The following is an 18,183-nucleotide window of genomic DNA, read 5'->3' on the forward strand; positions in this document are numbered from 1 at the left end:
GCTCCTACGGGCCCGGTCCGGGTTTCCAGTCCACGACCGCCCGCAGCGGGAGGTCCGACTCGAGCGGGAAGAAGTGTCCGCCGGCGTACTCCCGCACCGCGCAACCGGAATCGGTGTAGCCGCGCCAGGCTGCCGTCCTCTCCCTCGTGACCGCCGGGTCCAGTGTGCCGCCCATGGCCAGGATCGGGCACGCGACGGTTCCCTGCCCGGGGGCGTCGAGGTACCGGGTGGAGGCACGGCAGTCCGCGCTCAGCGCGGGCAGCACGAGTGCCGCCAGTTCGTCGCCGAGCGGACCGCTGAAGTCGAGGCCGCCGAGGTCTCGGAGCGCCTCGGCGATCCGACGGGGTTCCATCTCGTCGAAACGCATGAACGCCGGCACGTGCGGAGCGGCGCAGGCCGCGACGGCGAGAAGCGCCGGGGCAGGCGCGTGGATCCGTTCCAGCCTGCGCGCCGTCTCCAGCATCACCAGGGCTCCGAAACTGTGCCCGAACAGGGCGTAGTCGTCGGCGTCCGCACCGGCGACGGCGTCGGCGACGAGCGCGGCCATCTCCAGAACGTCGTCCATGCACGGTTCGTCGAGCCGGTCCTCCCGCCCCGGCAGCTGCACCACCCGCAGATTGCCGCGCACCGGTGAGCGTGCGAAGGGAACCAGGAAGCCCCGCGCCCCCGTGCCGGCCGCCGGTACGCAGTACACCGTCCGGCCGCGCGGAACCGGTCCGTCCTCCTCGCCCGCGGTTCCGGGAAAGCGCCTGAGGACGATCCGGTGCGCGCGACCGCGGCCGGCCTTCATGCATCCGGGCGGACGCTCAGGGGTGTGATGTCGGTCCACACCTCCTCGATGTGGTCGAGCGCCTGGGACTTCGAGCCCTGGAAGCCCACCGCCGTCCAGCCCGCCGGAACGGGCCGGCCCACCGCCCAGATCGAGTACTGCCCCTCGTGGTTGACCACCACGTCGTAGACGAGACCTGACCCGTTGTCGTCTTCGCCCGCGGATCCATCGACCGGCATGTGCACGAACCTCCCGAAGTCGGCGTTCTAATGCGTGGACGGACGTTCCCCGGGCTGCCCCTCGACGGCCGCCGCGAGCTCGGCGGCCTGCTCGCCGGCCGGCAGCGGCAACTCGTCGACCAGCGCCCCGGGATCGGTCAGTCCGGCGGTGAGCAGCGCCAGGAGCGCTTCCTGCCAGCGACGTGCCGAGGCCCGGTCGAACCGGCCGGCGGCGAATTCGACCTCGCCGACCAGTCCGGCGGTGTTCTGTCGCATCGTCCAGGTCAGCGCGACCTTCGCGGTGCCCGAGTGGACGAACTGCTCGGCGATGTCGAGGCCTTCGATGCCGCCGAAGTCGTCCAACGGGGTGGACTGCAGCGCGAACATCGCCTGGAACAACGGGTTTCCCCCGGTGCCGCCGCGCCGCGCCAGGCCTTCCACCACATCGGCGAACGGCAGGTCCTGGTGGGTCAGCGCCTCCGCCAGCACCTGGTCGGTACGCGCGATCAGCTCGCCGAAGCGCATGCGCTCGGTGAAACGCATCCGGAGCGGGACCGTGTTGACCAGGTAGCCGATCAGATCCTCGGTGCCCGGCCGGTTCCGGCACGCCACGGGCACGCCGACGACCGCCTCCTCGACGCCGCCCGTCCGGCGCAGCGCCGCGAAGAACGCCGCGAGCAGCACGGCGAAGGCGGTGGTCCCGCAGGCGCGGCCGACGCGCTCGACAGCGGCCGGATCGACGGCGTCCGGCGGCAGCTCCACGGCGAATCCCTCGGTCCCGAGGCGTCCCCCGGCCGCGCGCCGGGAGCCCGGTGGGACGGGCGGCGGGCCCCCGGCGAGCTGTGCGCGCCAGTAGGCCCGTTGCTCGTCCGCTTCCGCGCCCCGCAGCCAGCGCTCCTGCCAGGCACAGTAGTCGGCGTACCGGGTGGTCGGCTCGGGCAGCGGCCGGCCCGTGTACAGGGCGGCGAATTCACGCCAGAACACCGCGAGCGACCAGGCGTCGAACACCGCGTGGTGCACGTCGAGCAGCCACAGGTGCTCCTCGGCGCCGACGCGGAAGCAGGCCGACCGCAGCAGCGGCCCCGTGGTCAGATCGAACGGGCGCCCGGCCTCTTCCGCGGCCCGGCGGGACGCCTCGTCGGCGTCGGCGACGACGGTCAGCGCGGTACGTACCCGGCTCGCGGGCGTGATCCGCTGCCAGACCCTGCCGTCCTTCTCCTCGAACACGGTGCGCAGCGCCTCATGACGGGCCGCGATCGCGGTCAGGGCGGCGTCCAGGCGATCGAGGTCGAGCGGGCCCCGGATCCGGTAGCAGACCGGGATCGCGTAGGTCGGCGCGCCTCGATGCACGCGGTCCAGGAACCACAGGGCCTGCTGCCCGCGTGAGGCGGGGCGCAGGTCGCCGTGGTCGTCGGTGGGTACGACCGTGTGGTCCGACGCGCCGCGCCCGTGTTCCCGTTTCACCAGGGCCGCGATCCCGGCGATGTGCGGCGCCGCCCGCAGCTGTTCGAACGTCAACGCCACGCCCGTCACCTCGGCGACCCGGCTGAGCAGTTGCAAGCCCCGCAGTGAGTCGCCACCGGCCGCGAAGAAGTCCTCGTCACGACGGCTGGGCGCCCCGTCGAGCACCTCACCGACGAGGACGGCGAGGACGCGCTCCAGCGTCGTCATCCCGGCTCCGCCGGTGCGGTCGGCTCGCGGCGACTCGACCGGTGGAAGCGCGGAGCGGGCCACTTTGCCGTTCAGCGGCGAACGGGGGATGCGATCCAGGAGCAGGATGGTCTGGGGCACCATCACGTCGGGCAGCCGGCCGGTGAGGTCGGCGCGGATCGCCGCCTCGGACACGCCGGCCTCGGCCTCCACGTAGGCGACGAGACGGGATCCGAACGGCGGATCCTCCACGGCGACGACGACCGCGTCCTTGACCCCGGCGCAGCGGTGCACGGCGCTCTCGACCTGGCCGGGTTCGACTCGATACCCGCGGATCTTGACCTGACGGTCGGAGCGTCCGAGGAAGACCAGGATGCCGTCGCTCCGGCGGCTGCCGCGGTCGCCGGTGCGGTACATGCGCGCCCCGGGAGGGCCCTGGGGATCGGGGAGAAAGCGCTCGGCGGTGAGGGCGGGGGCGGCATGGTAGCCACGGGCCAGGGGCGGGCCGCCGATCCAGATGTCCCCCGGTGTGCCGTCCGGCACGGGTCGCAGATCGCTGTCGAGTACGTAGATCACGGCGTCCGCGAACGAGCGGCCGATGGGCACCAGCGCGTAGTCGGAGAGGCCGGGGTCCGCCTCGCCGGCGCCGTCGGGACGGTGGAGCGCCACGCTGATCGTGGTCTCCGTCGGCCCGTAGTCGGAGACCCAGTCGACCGCCTCCGCTCCGGGGACCCGCGACCAGGCGGCGAGCTTCTCGACGAGGATCTTGTCGCCGCCGATGAACACGATGCGCAGGCAAGCGGGCAGTCGCACCAGTCCGGCTGTCAGGTCGTCCACCCACTGGTGCCAGTAGGCGCTGGGCAGGCTCACCATGGTCACGGCGAGCCGGTCGATCAGGTCGGTGAACTCCAGGCTGGTGAACCGGCGTTGTCCGGGCATGACGACAGCGGCCCCGGCGACCCAGGCGGGCAGGATCTCTTCCAGCGCGGCGTCGAAGGCGATCGCGGTGGACTGCAGAACGCGGTCCTCGGGCTCCAGTCTCAGCTCGTCCCGCAGGGACACGGCGTGGTTGGCGAAGCCGGCGTGCGCGACGGCGACCGGCTTGGGCTTGCCGGTGGAGCCCGAGGTGAACACGCAGTAGGCGAGGTTGGCCGGGTCGACGGCGGACGCGGGACCGGTCTTCGGCTGACCGGACAGGTCGAGCCGGTCGAGGTCCACCACGGGTACGTCCGCCGGGTCCAGGGTGGCCGGTCCGTTGCGGACGAGGAGGGTGACCCCGGCGTCGGCGAGCATCGCTTCGGCGACGCCGCGGGGCAGCGACGGATCGACGGGCACGTACACGCCGCCGGCCTTCCACACGGCCAGCATCGTGACCAGCAGCTGCGGCGACGGTTCCATGACGACGCCGACCAGGCGCTCGGGCCGGATGCCCCTGGAGGCCAGGAAGTTGGCGAGTCGACCGGCCCGCTCGTCGAGCTCGCGGTAGGTGAGGGTGCCGCCGTCCCAGACGACCGCAACGGCATGGGGCGTCAGCGAAGCCTGCGCTTCGACCAGGTGATGAACGCAGGGACCGGGCATCAATCTCCTACCTCCGGATCCAAGGACGCTGGCTGGGTCGTTCACGGGGAGGGTCTGGCGAGCACACGGACTCAGAAGTAGGAGCACAGGCTGCCGCGCCGTCGTACGTCGACGGTCGCGCAGTGGAAGGAACCACCAAAGCTGTTGAAGGACCGGAACGGGCACGGGATCGCGGTCATCCCCCAGCTCTCGGCAAGGCGGCGCATCGGCTCGTCCTGCGCCTCCACGACCATCCGCTCCTCATCGATCATCAGCACGTTCATGTTGATCCACTTGCTGGTCATGTACAGCGGATGGCCGTCCGGGATCACCGGCTGCGGCGCCTTCCGTACCTCCCAGTCCTTGAAGATCTCCGGCACCTCCGGCACCCGGTCCGGGTGGATCAGCAGCTTGCCCGGGGCCAGGGGCATCAGGCTCGCGTCGATGTGCATGGGGTGGTCGTCGGCCAGCTTCACCTCGTGCACCTGGTACTCCTCGCCCAGATGCCGGCGGACCCACTCGATGCCCAACGCGTTGGTGACATGGCTGCGTTGGACGAAGATGTCGCGGCCGCACCGGATGAAGTCGGCCGCGTCGAAGGTGGGCTCGAACTCGGTGATCACCGAGCGGAACGGCTCCCCTTCCGGTTGATCGGTCCAGTCGGCGACGTACAGCTCGTCGGACAGCTCGGGCTTGGGTGGCGAGCTCCATCGGGCTCCCTGGCGGAAGTACTCCTTGAGGAGCGGCCGGTACGCCGACGCCGCGTGGTGCCGCGACCGCCAGGCCATCGGCGCCTCGATGACGTCCTCGCCGACGACCAGCAGCAGATCCCTGGGCATCGCGTCGTACAGGCCGGTGCTCGACCAGCCCGGCGCACCGTAGGAGTGGCCGTGGTCCCGCGGCTCGGGCCTGCGGACCTCGACTCCTTCACCCTCGAGCACGTCGACCAGCTGGTCGAGCTCGTCACGCGCGGCGGCGATCTCCTCTGCGGGGAACGGCTGTCCGGCGCGTTCCTGGAACACGGCCCTCTGCTGCGGTGACAGGGGCGCACCGACCGCGACATGCCACGGGGGGAAGTGCGCGCCGTCGACGACGCCGACGATCACCTCCTCCAGCGGATCCCACTCGTTGTACGAACCGACCGGGCACGCGGGCTGAGCCGAGACCTCTGATTCACGCATGTCGATCCTCCGTTGGTCGGTGCAGAAGATGCGATCGCACTACACGTCGGGCGCGGTCTCACTCGGTGGTGCACGTCGGATGGCGCGGTTCTACCCCTGGTGAGCCGGGCATCCGCCCAGCGCGTGTGCCCGGGATCTTCGGTCTGACCGTCCGCGGTCGTGCTCATGGGTGACCTCGGGCATCTCAGGCCCCTTGCTCCATGGCGGCTCGCAGGCTTGCCGGACGCATGTCGGTCCACAGTTCGCCGATCCGGTCCAGGCACGCGGACCGCGTGGCCGGGTCGCCGACCGGCTCCCAGCCCGCGGGGACCTCACGGCCCGCACGCCAGATCGAGTACTGGTCCTCGTGGTTGCGCACGACGAGGTAGAGGTCGTCGGTCTCTGACATGACTGCCTTCCGTCGTCGGTTCGGATCACCTGGATGGCGGCGCGCGGTTCAGTCCGTCACGCGATGGCGACCGCCCGAAGTCGGAGGACTCTGAGGCAGTTCATCGAAAACCCTGAAGCATTCGACACAGATATTGATCACATCGGTCTCGAATTCCCCCGCGCCCGGCTTGTCGAAGCGTGTCAAGATCCACCCCGCTCCCCGTGAGTGACGACGACAGACGGCCGAATCCAGGGGTGGGGCGTTCCGACCTGCCGGAAGGTTCCTGGTGCCGCCACTTGCGGTCCGCACTACTTCATCAAGGTCAAGTTACCGGTGTCAATAGTCCGGAATATTCGGCGGAATTCGGCCTCTCCGATGTACCGATAGCGGAAAAGCGCCGGTGATCTGCGGGGACGCTCGGGCCGGCCCTTGGGCGACCGCCGCGCCGGCGTGCGGACCGCACGAGGCTGCCCCCGGCGCCACAACTCCCGTCGCAGCACGGGCCTTTGACACGCACGGCGGGTTACGCCGCCGGGCCTCCGCACACCGGTACGGCGTCGAGGATTTGGACAGGATTCCCGTGCAGAACAGACGTAAAACGATCGTTGCTGGGCCGGACGATCAGTCGATACGCTAGCCCGCGCCGTACGACAACGTCTAAATACTGGGTGCTGCGCATCGGCGACCGAAGGGATCGAGTCTTCGATCATGCAACGGATTCCCGCACTTGGTCCTGAAGGGCTTGACCATCGATCGGCGGCCAGGTACATACTCGCGCTCGTCGGAAAGCAGAAGGCCGCCACGATCTGGGGTGCGGCGACGTCCGCCGTGTGGATGACCACCCAGGCGCTGATTCCGGCCGCCATCGGTCGCGCGATCGACCTCGGCATCGCCCGCGACGACAGTGGTGAAGTGGTCCGGTGGTCGATGGCCATCCTTCTGCTCGGCGTGCTGAGGGCGGGGTCCGGTATCGCGTTCTACCGGCACTCGATCATCACGCACACGGTGTCGGGTTGCCTGACCATGCGGATGGTGACGCGGCACATCACGCGGCTCGGCGCCTCGCTGCCGCGGCAACACGACGCCGGTGAGCTGATAGCGACCAGCACCTCGGACGTCACCGCCATCGGGGTGGGCCTGATCACCGTCGGCCGGCTCATGGGGTCCGCCGCGGCCGTCACGGCCGTCACGGTGGCCATGGTCACGGTCTCGGTCCCGCTCGGACTCCTGGTCCTGGTGACCGTCCCTGTCCTCAGCGGGCTGGGCAGCCTGCTCCTGCGCCCCCTGCAGCGGCGCCAGGACGACTACCGGTCCCTGCAGGGGCGGCTGGCGGGACGCGCTGTCGACATCGCGTGGGGGCTGCGGGTGCTCCGGGGGGTGGGTGGCGAACGGCAGTTCGCGGCACGGTTCCGCGCCGATTCGGCGCGGCTGCGGCTCGCGGATGTCGATGTGGCGCGCGTCGAGGCGGACCTGGAGGGATCGCGGATCCTCGTGCCGGGTCTGGTCACCGCGATCGTCACGTACACAGCCGCTCTCCTCGCGCTCGACCAGCGTCTGACGATCGGCCAGGTGGTCGCGTTCTACGGGTTCGCGACGTTCCTCGCCACGCCGCTCCACAACGTGCTGGACGGCGCCGACCAGATCACCCGGGCGCTGGTGGCCGCCCGGCGCGTGACCAGGTTGCTGAGCATCGACCCGCGGGACACGGACACGCCCGAGACGGCCGTGGCGGCCTCGAAGCCCCGCGGCAAGGTCCACCTGGCCGACAGCGCCTCAGGACTGGACGTCCCACCGTCGACGTTCATGGCGGTCGCCTGCGCCGACGCCCCCGATGCCGACGCCCTGGCCCGTCGGCTGGCCCGCTTCGAGGACTCCGGCGATCCCGCACTGGACGGCGAGCCACTGTCGTCGCTGCCGGTCACGGTCGTGCGGTCACGTGTGCTGCTGGGCCTGAACAGCGACCGGTTCTTCGCCGGTACGGTGCGCGAGGAGATCGCACCGGCCGGAACAGCCGGCGCACAGGAGATCACGGCCGCCCTTCAGGTCGCGTGCGCGACGGACATCATCGACGCTCTTCCCGACGGTCTCGACACCCGGATGACGGGGCGCGGCAGGACCTTCTCGGGCGGTCAGCTGCAACGCCTGAGACTCACCCGGGCGTTGCTGGCGGACGCGGAGTTCACGTTGCTCGTGGAGCCGACCAACGCGGTCGACGCGTACACCGAGCACCGCGTGGCGGAGAATCTCGCCCGGTTCCACGAAACCCGCCCGGAGGGGCGGAGCACGGTCGTGTTCACGGTGAGTCCGCTCCTGCTCCAGCGAGCGCAGCAGGTCGCGTACGTGGAGGACGGCCGCGTGGTCGCCGCCGGGACCCACGACGAACTGCTGGAGAGCCGGCCGGCGTACCGGGCGCTGGTGGCGCGTGACGATGTCTCAGAGGTCGGGAAATGAAGGTTCGCACGCTTCCGGTCGCCGACGCGAAAGCCGTTCGCCGATTTCTGTGGCACGTGGCGCGCAGCCACAGGAAGGAACTGGCGTCCGTACTGGCTCTGTACGGCATAGCCGTCAGCAGCGGCCTGGTCGGTCCCCGGTTGCTCGGCGCCGTCGTCCAGGACGTAAGGAACGGCACGACCGCGGGCCACGTGTCGGCCATCGCGGCCGCGCTGACCGGTTTCATCCTGCTGCAGGCGTTCCTGATCCGCGTCGCCTTCCGGGCGGCGGGGCGACTTGCCGCGACCGTCCTGGCCGAGATCCGTGAGAAGTTCGTCGACGACGTGCTCGCGCTTCCGCTGGCCGTCGTCGAGAGGTCGGACGACGGCGACCTGGTGACGCGGGCCTCCCGTGACTCGAACACGCTGCGCCGCGCCATGCAGCTGGCGGTGCCTCAGGTCGTCGAGGCGCTGGTGTGGATCGTCCTCAGCCTGGTCGCCCTCCTGCTGGTGTCGCCGCTGCTGTCGCTCGCCCTTCTGATCATCTCGCCACCCCTCGTGATGGTGAACCGGTGGTACCTCGCCCGGGCACGCGACGGCTTCCTGCGCGAGGCCGCCGCCTCCGCCGGCATCACCGAGGGCCTGAGCGCGACCATCCAGGGTGCGGCCACCGTCGAGGCGTTCGGCCTGGAGGCCCATCGTGTCCGCCGCGCGGAGGACGACACCCAGGGCTGGTACGACGCGGTCAAGTACACGTTGGGCCTTCGGACGGTCCTGTACGCGAGCGAGGAGTTCCTCTTCACCCTGCCGGTGGCCGCCGCCCTGTTGCTCGGCGGATACGCCAAGAGCCGGGGCTGGGTCGACCTGGGCCAGGTGACGGCCGCGACCCTCTACATCCTTCAGCTGATGTATCCCCTCGAAACCCTGCTCGACTGGGTGGGAACGCTCCAGCAGGGCAACGCGTCGCTGGCCCGCTTGCTCGGCGTGGCGGACACCCGGTCCGACCGGAAGGCCGCCGGGCACGGCGTCATCGCTTCCGCGGACCTCTCGGCGCGCGACGTCCGGTTCGCGTACGACGACGGACCGGACGTCCTGCACGGGATAGACCTCGCGGTGAGCCCCGGCGAACGGATCGCCGTCGTCGGGCCGACCGGAAGCGGCAAGTCGACACTCGCCCGGCTGCTGTCCGGGATCCACCCCCCGCGCGTCGGCCAGGTACGTTTGTCCGGCATACCGCTCCATGAGCTGCCACCCCACGTACTGCGCCGGCACGTCATGCTGGTGAGCCAGGACCACTACATCTTCGGCGGCTCGCTCCGGGAGAATCTCGAACTGTCCGCCTCCGGCGGGGATCAGGACGCACCGGCGGAGGCGGGTGACGCCGCGCTCCGAAGAGCGCTGGAGACGGTCGGCGCGGGTGAATGGGTCGATGCCCTCCCGGAGAAGCTGGACACCGCGGTGGGCACCGGCGGGGAGGTGCTGACCGACGCGCAGGCCCAGCAGATCGCGCTGGCCCGGCTGCTCCTGGCGGATCCGCGGGTACTGATCCTCGACGAAGCGACCTCCCAGATGGACCCGGGTTCGGCCCGGCACCTGGAACGGTCGCTCGCGGCGGTGCTGGAGGGCCGGACCGTGATCTCGATCGCGCACCGGCTGCACACGGCCTACGACGCGGACCGGATCGCCGTCGTGGAGGACGGGCGCATCGTCGAAGTCGGTCCCCACCAGGACCTGATCGTCAAGAAGGGTGCCTATGCCCGGCTCTGGTCCAACTGGCTGTGAGTCTCCGCGCGCGGCCCGCCCGCGAGCCCCGGGACGTGTCCTCGCCGACCACCCTTAGCGTGCCACCCCGTGAACAGCGGCGCTCGACCATGCCTGGATCGACCGGCGCCAGGACTTGGTCCCCCGACACAGGATTGAGGCAACGGGCATGATGATACTGGGGCGGTTCCGTGCTTCGTACGCACAGGAACGCATGTGGTTCCTCGACGATCTCCTTGAGCACCGGACCGTCTACAACGTCCCCGCCGTGTACGAGATCCGAGGGCGCCTGGACCGGACCGCGTTCGAACAGGCCATGGCCGACCTGGTCGCCCGTCATGAGGCCTTGCGGACGACCTTCGCGCTCGACGGCACGGATCTGATGCAGGTCGTCGCGGACGAGGTGTCCGTTCCGGTGACATGGCGCGACGTGCCGGACGGGCCCGGGGACGCCGAGGTGGACCGGATCGTCGGCGACGAAGCGGACCGGCCGTTCGATCTCGGCGCCGGGCCGCTGGTGCGGGTCCTGGGGCTGCGCCGGTCCGAGGAGTTCCACGTCGTCGTCGTGACGCTCCACCACATCCTGGTCGACCTGAGGTCCATGGAGATCTTCGAGCGCGACCTCGGCGAGCTCTACAGCTCCCGGGTGGAGGGCCGCGCGGCGGCCCTCCCCGGCCTGTCCATCCAGTACGCGGACTTCGCGGTCTGGCAGCGCGGCCGGCTGGAGGGCAGCGAGTCCCGACGGCAGATCGAAGCGTGGACACGGAAGCTGGACGGACACCGCCCGACCGATCTGCCGCTCGTGCACAGGCGTCCGGTGACGCCGACCTACCGCAACCGGATCCACGAGTTCGAGGTCCCCGCGGGGACGGCCGCGGGACTGCGCGACCTGGCCAAGTCGGCGCAGGCCACCGTCTACATGGTCATGCTGGCGGCCCTCAAGGTGGTCCTGCGGGTCTACACCGCCGCGGACGACCAGACGGTGGGCGGCGTGATGCCCGCGCGCACCGTGCCGGAAGTACGCGATGTCATGGGGTTGTTCGCGAACACCATCGCCCTGCGCACCGATCTCGGCGGAGACCCGCCCTTCGAGGAACTGGTGCGGCGGGTCCGGGAGACGGCGGTGAGCGCGTTCGACTGCCAGGACCTGCCGTTCGAGGAGGTGGTCAAACGGCTGGTCCCCCAGCGGCGTGGTACTCGGAACCCCTATTTCGACGTCCTGTTCCACATGACCCAGCGCGATGATTCGGAAGGGCTGTCCGGGACGGACGGGCGGCCCGGGTTCTCGGGTCTCGATGTTCGTGAACCCCCTCGGCGGGACCGCATGTCGTTCTTCGACCTCGAGCTGGCCTGCGCCGAACTGCCCGACCGGATCCACGTCGAACTCTCCTACCAGGACGAGCTGTTCGACCTGCCCTTCATCCGGCGGTTCGTCGCCTTCTATCTGTCGGTGCTCGACCGGGCGGCGCGCGAGCCGAGGACCCGGCTTTCGGATTTCGGCACGGTGGACGACGAGACGCGCGAGGTGATCGAGCGCAACAGCGCCGGTCCCCGGCTGGAACGCGGCGAGGTCACCGTGCTGGACGTCATCGCGGAGACGGTGCGGACGCATGCCGACGACATCGCCGTGGTCTTCGAGGACACACGGGTGTCGTACCGCGAACTCGCCGCCCGCGGCCGGGCGATCACCGAGGCGCTGCGCGCCGAGGGCATCGGCCGCGGGGACGTCGTCGCCGTCTGCTGCGACCGGGGTGTCGACCTCGTCGCCGCCATGTTGGGGGTCCTGTACTCCGGAGCCGCGGTCCTCACCATCGATCCCCAGTATCCGCAGGCAAGGATCCGGGCCGGCCTGAGGCTGTCCCGCGCCGCGCTGGCGCTCGGCGCCGGCGCCGCCGGGTGGGAAGCGGACGACGGACCGGACGCGGTCCGATGGCTCGACATCTCCGCGATCCCGAAGACGACGCCCGACGCACAGCGGGCCGAAGCTGTGGACGTCAGCCCGGCCGATACCGCTTTCGTCGTCTTCACCTCCGGGTCGACGGGTGAGCCGAAAGCGGTGGGCATGCCGCACCGCAGCCTGCACAACCTGCTCTCCTGGCACGTCGACGACGTCGTCGGGCGCGAGACGGTCATCGCCGCCTTCGCCTCCATCGGCTTCGACGTCCTCTTCCAGGACGTCCTCGGCGCGCTCGCGGCAGGATCCCGGATGGTGATGGTCCCACGGCGGGAGCGTCAGGAACCCGCCGCGCTGCTCGACCTCCTCACGCGCGAGGCAGTGGAGTGGATCGACCTGCCGCCGAAGGTCGCCGCCGCACTCTGCGACACGGCTGTCGCGCGAGGTACCGGACTCCCGTCCCTGGCCGGGGTCATCACCGCCGGCGAGCGGCTGAACCCGACCGACGCGATGAGAGAGGTCTTCGCCCACGACCGGCGGCTGCGGCTGGTCAACCAGTACGGTCCGTCGGAGACGCACGTCGCGACCGCGCACCGGCTCGCCGACGAGGCGCACGAATGGCCGATCGAGGTGCCGATCGGGCGGCCCATCCCCAACACGCAGGTGTGGGTGCTCGGCGAGGACCTCCGCCTCGTCCCCCCGGGAGTCCCCGGCGAGATCTGCATCGGTGGGGCCGCGGTGGCGAACGGCTACGTCAACGACCCACGGCTGACGGCCGAGAGGTTCGTTCCGGATCCGTACGGCGCGCCGGGGGGCCGGTTGTACCGGACGGGCGACCGGGGAAGGTGGCTTCCCGACGGTGAACTGGCCTTCCTCGGCCGGGTGGACGACCAGGTGAAGATCGCGGGCTACCGTGTCGAACCGGGCGAGGTCGCCGCGCAGCTCCTGCGGTCCGGACTGGTCAAGGACGCGGCGGTACGCGGAGTGGAGTCGTCGGCCGGAGCGCGGCTCGTCGCGTTCGTGGTGCCGCACGACACCGGTTCCTCCGGCACGGAGCTGGACACCGAGGCCCTTCGCGGCCATCTCGGCTCACAGTTGCCCGCCCACATGGTTCCCCAGGAGTTCGTCGTCGTCGACGCCCTGCCCCGGAACGCGAACGGCAAGGTCGACATGGCACGACTGTCGGTCGACGCCGTACGGCAACGCGCCCAGGAGGCGGACGACGAGCCGGCCTCCGAGACGGAACGGGAACTGGCCGCACTGTGGGCGCAGGTGCTGGGCGTCCCCGACGTCGGCCGGCACGACAACTTCTTCGAGCTGGGCGGCCACTCGCTCGCGGCGATGACCACGATGGCCCGGATCAGCGTCAGGACGGGGATCGAAGTGAGTGCCAGGGACTTGTTCATGGCGCCCACGGTCGCGCTTCTGGCGTCCCGCCTCGCGGCCTTGTCGGAAACGGATGCGTGACGCGGCCGAGCATGTCTGTCTCCAAAGAGGGGGGCGATCGATGAAGATATGGAAGAACACTCCCAAGGACTCGGTCCTCGTGGGACTGAGCCTGGCGCAGTTCGCCGTGGCGCCGGTACTCGCGATCACCTGGGACACGGTCTCGCTGCCGGCCAGGGTGGCGGGTGGGGTGCTGCTCACCTTGATGACGACCTACAACATCATCGTCGTCTCCCACCTCTTCACCCATGTGCCCTGGTTCGTGAGCGATCGCCTCAACGCCGTGGTGTCCGTGGTCAATTCCGTCAACATCGGCCAGTCGGTCCAGGCGTACCAGCTGACCCACGTCCGCAACCACCACCGCTTCAACAACGACCGGCAGGGCCCCGACGGCACCACCCGCGACGCGTCGTCCACCTATCGCAAGGGGAAGAACGGGCAGCACGAGCCACTGTTGTCCTACGCCCTCGGCGGTGCCGTGGACTCCGTCGCCGGCCGCATCAGGGATGTGGCTTCGACGATGCGTCTGTGGAAGGTCGGGCAAGGCGAGGAGAGACTGCTGTCGCTGGCGTCCCGCAGGGAGAGGCGCAGGATCCGCGAACTCCGCCAGATCCAGGCCGACCGCGCCGCGCACTGCCTTTCCCTGGTCGTGTTCGCGGCGCTTTCCTGGCAGTGGACGGTCCTGTGCTACCTCCCCGGCTTCTTCATCGCGCTGACTCTGGTCAACGTGCAGAACTACTACCGGCATTACGGCGCGAATCCGGAGGACCGCGCGACGGACTCGGTGAGTCACTACAACCGCGTGTACAACTTGCTTACGTTCAACGACGGTTACCACCAGGAGCACCACCTCAGCCCCGGCACGCACTGGTCCCGGATGCCGGAGGTGAAGGAGCGTCAGCGGGCCAGGCTCGAGGCGCAGCCCCGCATCGTCAGTCCGGTTCCCGCCCTCCTCGGCTTCCTGGACCGGCGCCGCCCCCTGCTGCACGAGGTGACAGCGGAGAGCACGCCGTGACGCCCGGTACGGACGGGCGGTCGCGTGAACTGGACTCCGGACCGCTGTCCTCGGTCCAGCTCCGTATGTGGCTGCTCGAGGAGCTCGGCCTCGGCGGGTCGAGCTACATGATCGACTACGCGCTCCGCGTGCGCGGCGACGTGTCCCTGAACAGCCTCAGACGCTCCCTGAACACCGTTTTCCAGCATCACGCCATCCTGCGCACCCGCTATCGCCGGGTCGGCGAAGACGTGGTCCAGGTGGTACTCGAGGAAGAACTCACCGTCCTCGAGACCGACTTCACGCTCGACGACGCGACGCCGTTGGCGGATCAGCTGTGGACGGCGGCACGGACGGTCCGGCGTCCGCTTGACGGCGACGAGCCGCCGTTCTACGTCCAGTTGTTGAAACTGGCGGCGGACGACGTCATCGTCCTCATGTCGTCGCCGCACATCTCGCTCGACGGCACATCGCTGCGTGTGCTCCGTGACGAACTGCTCGCGCTGCTGGAGGCGGATCGCGACGGGCGTCCCGCGCCGCCCACGGAAACGGCCGGTCAGACCTATCTGGCGTACGCTCGGCGACAGCGGGCCCGTGCGGATCTCGACGCCGCGGACAGGGCGTACTGGACCGCCCGTCTGGACGGCTTGAACATCCTGCCACTGCCCACGGACTTCCCGAGACCACCGCGGTTCTCAGGCGCGGGCGACAGCGTCATGGCCACCGTGCCCGCCCTGGTCGCGGAGAATCTCCGCTTCCTGGGACAGCGCCTCGGGGCGAGCCCGCACATGGTGTACCTCGCTCTGTTCATGCTCGGCCTGTCGCGGCTCACGGGGCAGTCCGACATCGCGGTCGGCATCCCGCTGTCGGACCGCACCGAGCCGGGAATGGAGGGCGTGCTCGGTTGTTTCGTCGAAACCGTGGTGATCAGGACCGATGTGGCGGAGCACCCGACCTTCGGACAGCTCGTGGCCGCGGTGCGCGACGCGGTGCTGGAGGCGATGGAGCATCCGCGGCTGCCGTTCGGTGAGATCATCGCGCGCAACGGTGTCCGCGACCCCAGTTCTCATCCGGTCTACCAGGTGATGTTCACGTACGAGGAGCAGGGCCGAGGCGCGCCGGAGGTTCGTGGCCTGCGGGTGGAGGAGCTCTCCACCGGCCCGCGGTCCGCCAAGGCCGATCTGTCCATGCACTGCGCCGAGCAGGGCGACAGAAGCTTCGTCATCTGGATCAACTACCCGTTCAGCCTGTTCAAGCCGCAGACCGTCGAAGCGTTCGCGCGGCGACTGGCCTCCCTGGCCCGGTCGATCTCCCGTTCGCCGGACGCGTGGCTCGGCGGGCTCGACCGGCAGGCCGTGGATTCCGGGCCGGGCGCCCGCCCGGAAACCGACGGCACCAGCGTCCTCGGACTGATGGCGGACGCGGCCGCCGACGATCCGGACCGTACGGCCCTGGTGACCGAAGGGGGGCGGGTTTCCTACGGTGATCTCGGCGCTGCCGTGTCGAAGTACGTTCAGCGCCTTCCCGCCCGCACCCGCGGTCCGTACCCGGTCGTGGACGTCGCCTCGGACGACATCCGTCAGGCGGTCGTCGACGTCCTCGGCTCATGGCGGTCGGGCCGGGTGTTCCGGTTGCCCGACGCAGGGCACCGGGCGTCGGCGACCACGACGACGGCCGCTGCGGATCCGGCCGCCGGACGGACCGGTGAGCGGCTCCGCCCCGAGGGCGGTTCCCCGGTGTGCCTGGTGGTCGCCGACTCGGGAGTGCAGTGGGCCGTCGGGCGGACGGCGTTCGAGAGCCGGATCCGGGAACAGGCCCGGGCGCTGGGCCTGGAGGCCGGTGAGGAGTTGCTGCTCGTCTCCTCGGCCGTCACCGCTCACAGCCTCCTCGCCGTCCTCGCCGCCTTCACCGCGGGCGCCACGGTCGTCGTAACCGATGTCGGCAGGCAGGACCCCGGCGAGGATCCGAACGGTGCGCTGAAGCGTCACCGTCCTTCGGCCGTGTACGCGGAGTCCGCCGATGCGCTGAACGGACTGGCCGCCCTGGACGTCCTCGAGGGCTGGCGCTCCCTCAGGGTCCTGTGCACCGAGGACGACCCGCTGCCCGCGAGGACGCTGCGGAAGATCGAGAGCCGGACATCCGCGCGTGTGTACGGCACGGTCGGCGCCGGCGCCGGCCGTGTCCACTTCGCGGTCGCCGGGAGCACCGCTCATGTGCGGGCGGGCGCCCGCGTTCTGGCGGACGTCGCCGGTCAGGACCGCGTACACCTGCTGGACCGGGAGCTCCAGGCGGTGGCGGTCGGAGAAGCCGGCGACCTGCATGTCAGCGGCCCGTCCCTGAGCAGTGGGATCGCGGGACATGCCGCGCTCACCGCCGAGCGTTTCCTCCCGGATCCCCACCCTGGGCGACCAGGCGCGCGGATGTACGCCACAGGGCTGGTCGGACGGTGGACGCCGGAGGGGCTTCTCGAGATCCTCGGGCACCGCGACAGGCGGCTTTTCCTCCACGGTTTCCTCGTGAACCTCGACGAGGTCGAAGCCGCGTTGGGTACGCACCCCTCGGTCGGCCGGGTCTCCGTCACCGTGACGGCGGACGACGACGCCGTGGCCCTGCAGGCCGACGTGACGCCGTTGCCCGGCAGCACCCCGACCTCCGCGGATCAGCTGCAGGCCTATCTCGGCTCCCTCCTCCCGCTTCCGATGATTCCGCGCAGCCTTCACGTGAACGGAGCCGGGGCGGCACGGAGGGGTCTCGCGAGCGAACCGTCGGACGTGGCGCGTCTTCTCGTACCCAGGCTTCAGGAGATCTGGGCGCAGTGCTTGTCGCTCGACGAGGTGGGGCCCGACACCGACTTCTTCTGGGCCGGCGGACACTCGCTGATCGCGTCCCTGATCATCGGCAAGGTCGCCGGACTCCTTCCGGACGTACACGTACCGGCGGACGCCGTGTTCGAGCGGCCGGTGTTCGCGGACTTCGCCGAACTGATGGCGCGCCTCGTCGAGGACAAGGGCCTGGACCCGGCATCGGGTGGCGCACCGGCCCACGGCGTCTTCGACCCGCTCATCCGCCTGCGTCCGGGTACCGGCCCGACCTCGGTGTTCTGTGTCCATCCCGTGGGCGGACTCAGCTGGTGCTACCGGGCGCTCCTGCCCTTCATCGACGGCGTTCACCCGGTGGTCGGCCTCCAGTCCTCGCGCCCCGCCGCGATGCCGCCGCACTCCTCGATGGAGGAGATGGCCTCGGACTACGTCTCCCTGATCCGGTCCGTCCAGCCGCGGGGACCGTACATTCTGCTGGGGTGGTCGTTCGGCGGGACGCTCGCCCAGGAGATCGCCGTACGGCTCCAGGAAGGCGGGGACCGGATCGCGCTGCTCGTCCTGTTCGACGCGGCACCGGCGGTTGCCGACGACCTGCCGGGAGTCGGGGCCGACACGGTCACCGCGGTGACGCTCGCCCAGCGGAACGCCGTCCCCGGCGGGGATGCCGACGAAACGGTCCGCATCATGGAGGCCGCGACGAGGAACAACGCCCTGCTCCAACGGCGGTTCACCACCCGCCGCTTCGCGGGGAGCGCGCATCACTTCGAGGCCGTGTTGTCCACCGAGAGGTGGGGTCCACTGGCCGAGAAGTGGTCGCCCTTCATCGTGGGCGGCGTCCGCAACCACCCCATCCGCTGCGATCACGACGCGATGATGGACAGCGCGGCGACAGCACAGCTGGGCCCGATCCTCGCCGAGCTGATCGGCGACGCGCCCTGGAAGACGTCCCAGGCCTGCGGTACCGGATCCGCCCCTCCGCGATGAGCGGGCCGCTGCGCGGGCGGCGGTCGCGGGTCCTTCGCCGGGTTCACCGCCGGCGGCGACGACACCCGCGAAGTCGGGGGCGGTTCCTCCGGATTGACGGCGGCGCCTATC

At 70.4% G+C, this 18,183-nt stretch carries 10 protein-coding genes; 5 read left to right on the plus strand and 5 right to left on the minus strand.

From position 1 onward, the window contains the following. Nucleotides 1-4: 4 nt before the first annotated feature. From AB0D93_RS27550 to AB0D93_RS27570, 5 genes are all read right to left on the minus strand, one after another. Nucleotides 5-790 (minus strand): alpha/beta fold hydrolase, encoded by a 786-nt coding sequence (locus AB0D93_RS27550; protein WP_362124461.1) that lies wholly within the window; start codon nt 788-790, stop codon nt 5-7. Then, complete coding sequence (locus AB0D93_RS27555) at nt 787-1,008, minus strand: MbtH family protein (protein WP_362124464.1); 222 nt, start codon at nt 1,006-1,008, stop codon at nt 787-789. The genes AB0D93_RS27550 and AB0D93_RS27555 overlap by 4 nt, the downstream gene beginning before the upstream one ends. A 27-nt stretch (nt 1,009-1,035) precedes the next feature. Continuing rightward, nucleotides 1,036-4,215 (minus strand): amino acid adenylation domain-containing protein, encoded by a 3,180-nt coding sequence (locus AB0D93_RS27560; protein WP_362124467.1) that lies wholly within the window; start codon nt 4,213-4,215, stop codon nt 1,036-1,038. 71 nt (nt 4,216-4,286) lie between these two features. Then, nucleotides 4,287-5,375: an amidinotransferase gene (locus AB0D93_RS27565; RefSeq protein WP_362124470.1), complete on the minus strand. Its 1,089-nt coding sequence runs from the start codon at nt 5,373-5,375 to the stop codon at nt 4,287-4,289. Nucleotides 5,376-5,559: 184 nt separating this feature from the next. Next, nucleotides 5,560-5,763: an MbtH family NRPS accessory protein gene (locus AB0D93_RS27570; RefSeq protein ID WP_362124473.1), complete on the minus strand. Its 204-nt coding sequence runs from the start codon at nt 5,761-5,763 to the stop codon at nt 5,560-5,562. Between the two features lie 690 nt (nt 5,764-6,453). Here AB0D93_RS27570 and AB0D93_RS27575 point away from each other — a divergent pair. The 5 genes from AB0D93_RS27575 (at nt 6,454) to AB0D93_RS27595 (ending at nt 18,072) form a co-directional block, all read left to right on the plus strand. Further along, complete coding sequence (locus tag AB0D93_RS27575; RefSeq protein WP_362124476.1) at nt 6,454-8,196, plus strand: ABC transporter ATP-binding protein; 1,743 nt, start codon at nt 6,454-6,456, stop codon at nt 8,194-8,196. Further along, nucleotides 8,193-9,956, plus strand: a complete 1,764-nt coding sequence (locus AB0D93_RS27580; protein WP_362124479.1) for an ABC transporter ATP-binding protein — start codon at nt 8,193-8,195, stop codon at nt 9,954-9,956. The genes AB0D93_RS27575 and AB0D93_RS27580 overlap by 4 nt, the downstream gene beginning before the upstream one ends. 148 nt (nt 9,957-10,104) lie before the next feature. Then, nucleotides 10,105-13,296: an amino acid adenylation domain-containing protein gene (locus AB0D93_RS27585; protein WP_362124482.1), complete on the plus strand. Its 3,192-nt coding sequence runs from the start codon at nt 10,105-10,107 to the stop codon at nt 13,294-13,296. A gap of 40 nt (nt 13,297-13,336) precedes the next feature. Beyond that, nucleotides 13,337-14,290, plus strand: a complete 954-nt coding sequence (locus AB0D93_RS27590; protein ID WP_362124485.1) for a fatty acid desaturase — start codon at nt 13,337-13,339, stop codon at nt 14,288-14,290. Then, complete coding sequence (locus AB0D93_RS27595; protein WP_362124488.1) at nt 14,287-18,072, plus strand: condensation domain-containing protein; 3,786 nt, start codon at nt 14,287-14,289, stop codon at nt 18,070-18,072. Before AB0D93_RS27590 ends, AB0D93_RS27595 begins: the two co-directional genes overlap by 4 nt. Nucleotides 18,073-18,183: the final 111 nt, after the last annotated feature.

Origin of the sequence: Streptomyces sp. NPDC048191 (genome assembly GCF_040652655.1) — a bacterium.
Taxonomy (GTDB): Bacteria; Actinomycetota; Actinomycetes; order Streptomycetales; family Streptomycetaceae; genus Streptomyces.

Bases quoted from the DNA above. Each gene is read 5' to 3' on its own strand.
- AB0D93_RS27550 (WP_362124461.1), bottom strand. From the start codon at position 790: ATGAAGGCCGGCCGCGGTCGCGCGCACCGGATCGTCCTCAGGCGCTTT.
- AB0D93_RS27555 (WP_362124464.1), bottom strand. From the start codon at position 1,008: ATGCCGGTCGATGGATCCGCGGGCGAAGACGACAACGGGTCAGGTCTC.
- AB0D93_RS27560 (WP_362124467.1), bottom strand. From the start codon at position 4,215: ATGCCCGGTCCCTGCGTTCATCACCTGGTCGAAGCGCAGGCTTCGCTG.
- AB0D93_RS27565 (WP_362124470.1), bottom strand. From the start codon at position 5,375: ATGCGTGAATCAGAGGTCTCGGCTCAGCCCGCGTGCCCGGTCGGTTCG.
- AB0D93_RS27570 (WP_362124473.1), bottom strand. From the start codon at position 5,763: ATGTCAGAGACCGACGACCTCTACCTCGTCGTGCGCAACCACGAGGAC.
- AB0D93_RS27575 (WP_362124476.1), top strand. From the start codon at position 6,454: ATGCAACGGATTCCCGCACTTGGTCCTGAAGGGCTTGACCATCGATCG.
- AB0D93_RS27580 (WP_362124479.1), top strand. From the start codon at position 8,193: ATGAAGGTTCGCACGCTTCCGGTCGCCGACGCGAAAGCCGTTCGCCGA.
- AB0D93_RS27585 (WP_362124482.1), top strand. From the start codon at position 10,105: ATGATGATACTGGGGCGGTTCCGTGCTTCGTACGCACAGGAACGCATG.
- AB0D93_RS27590 (WP_362124485.1), top strand. From the start codon at position 13,337: ATGAAGATATGGAAGAACACTCCCAAGGACTCGGTCCTCGTGGGACTG.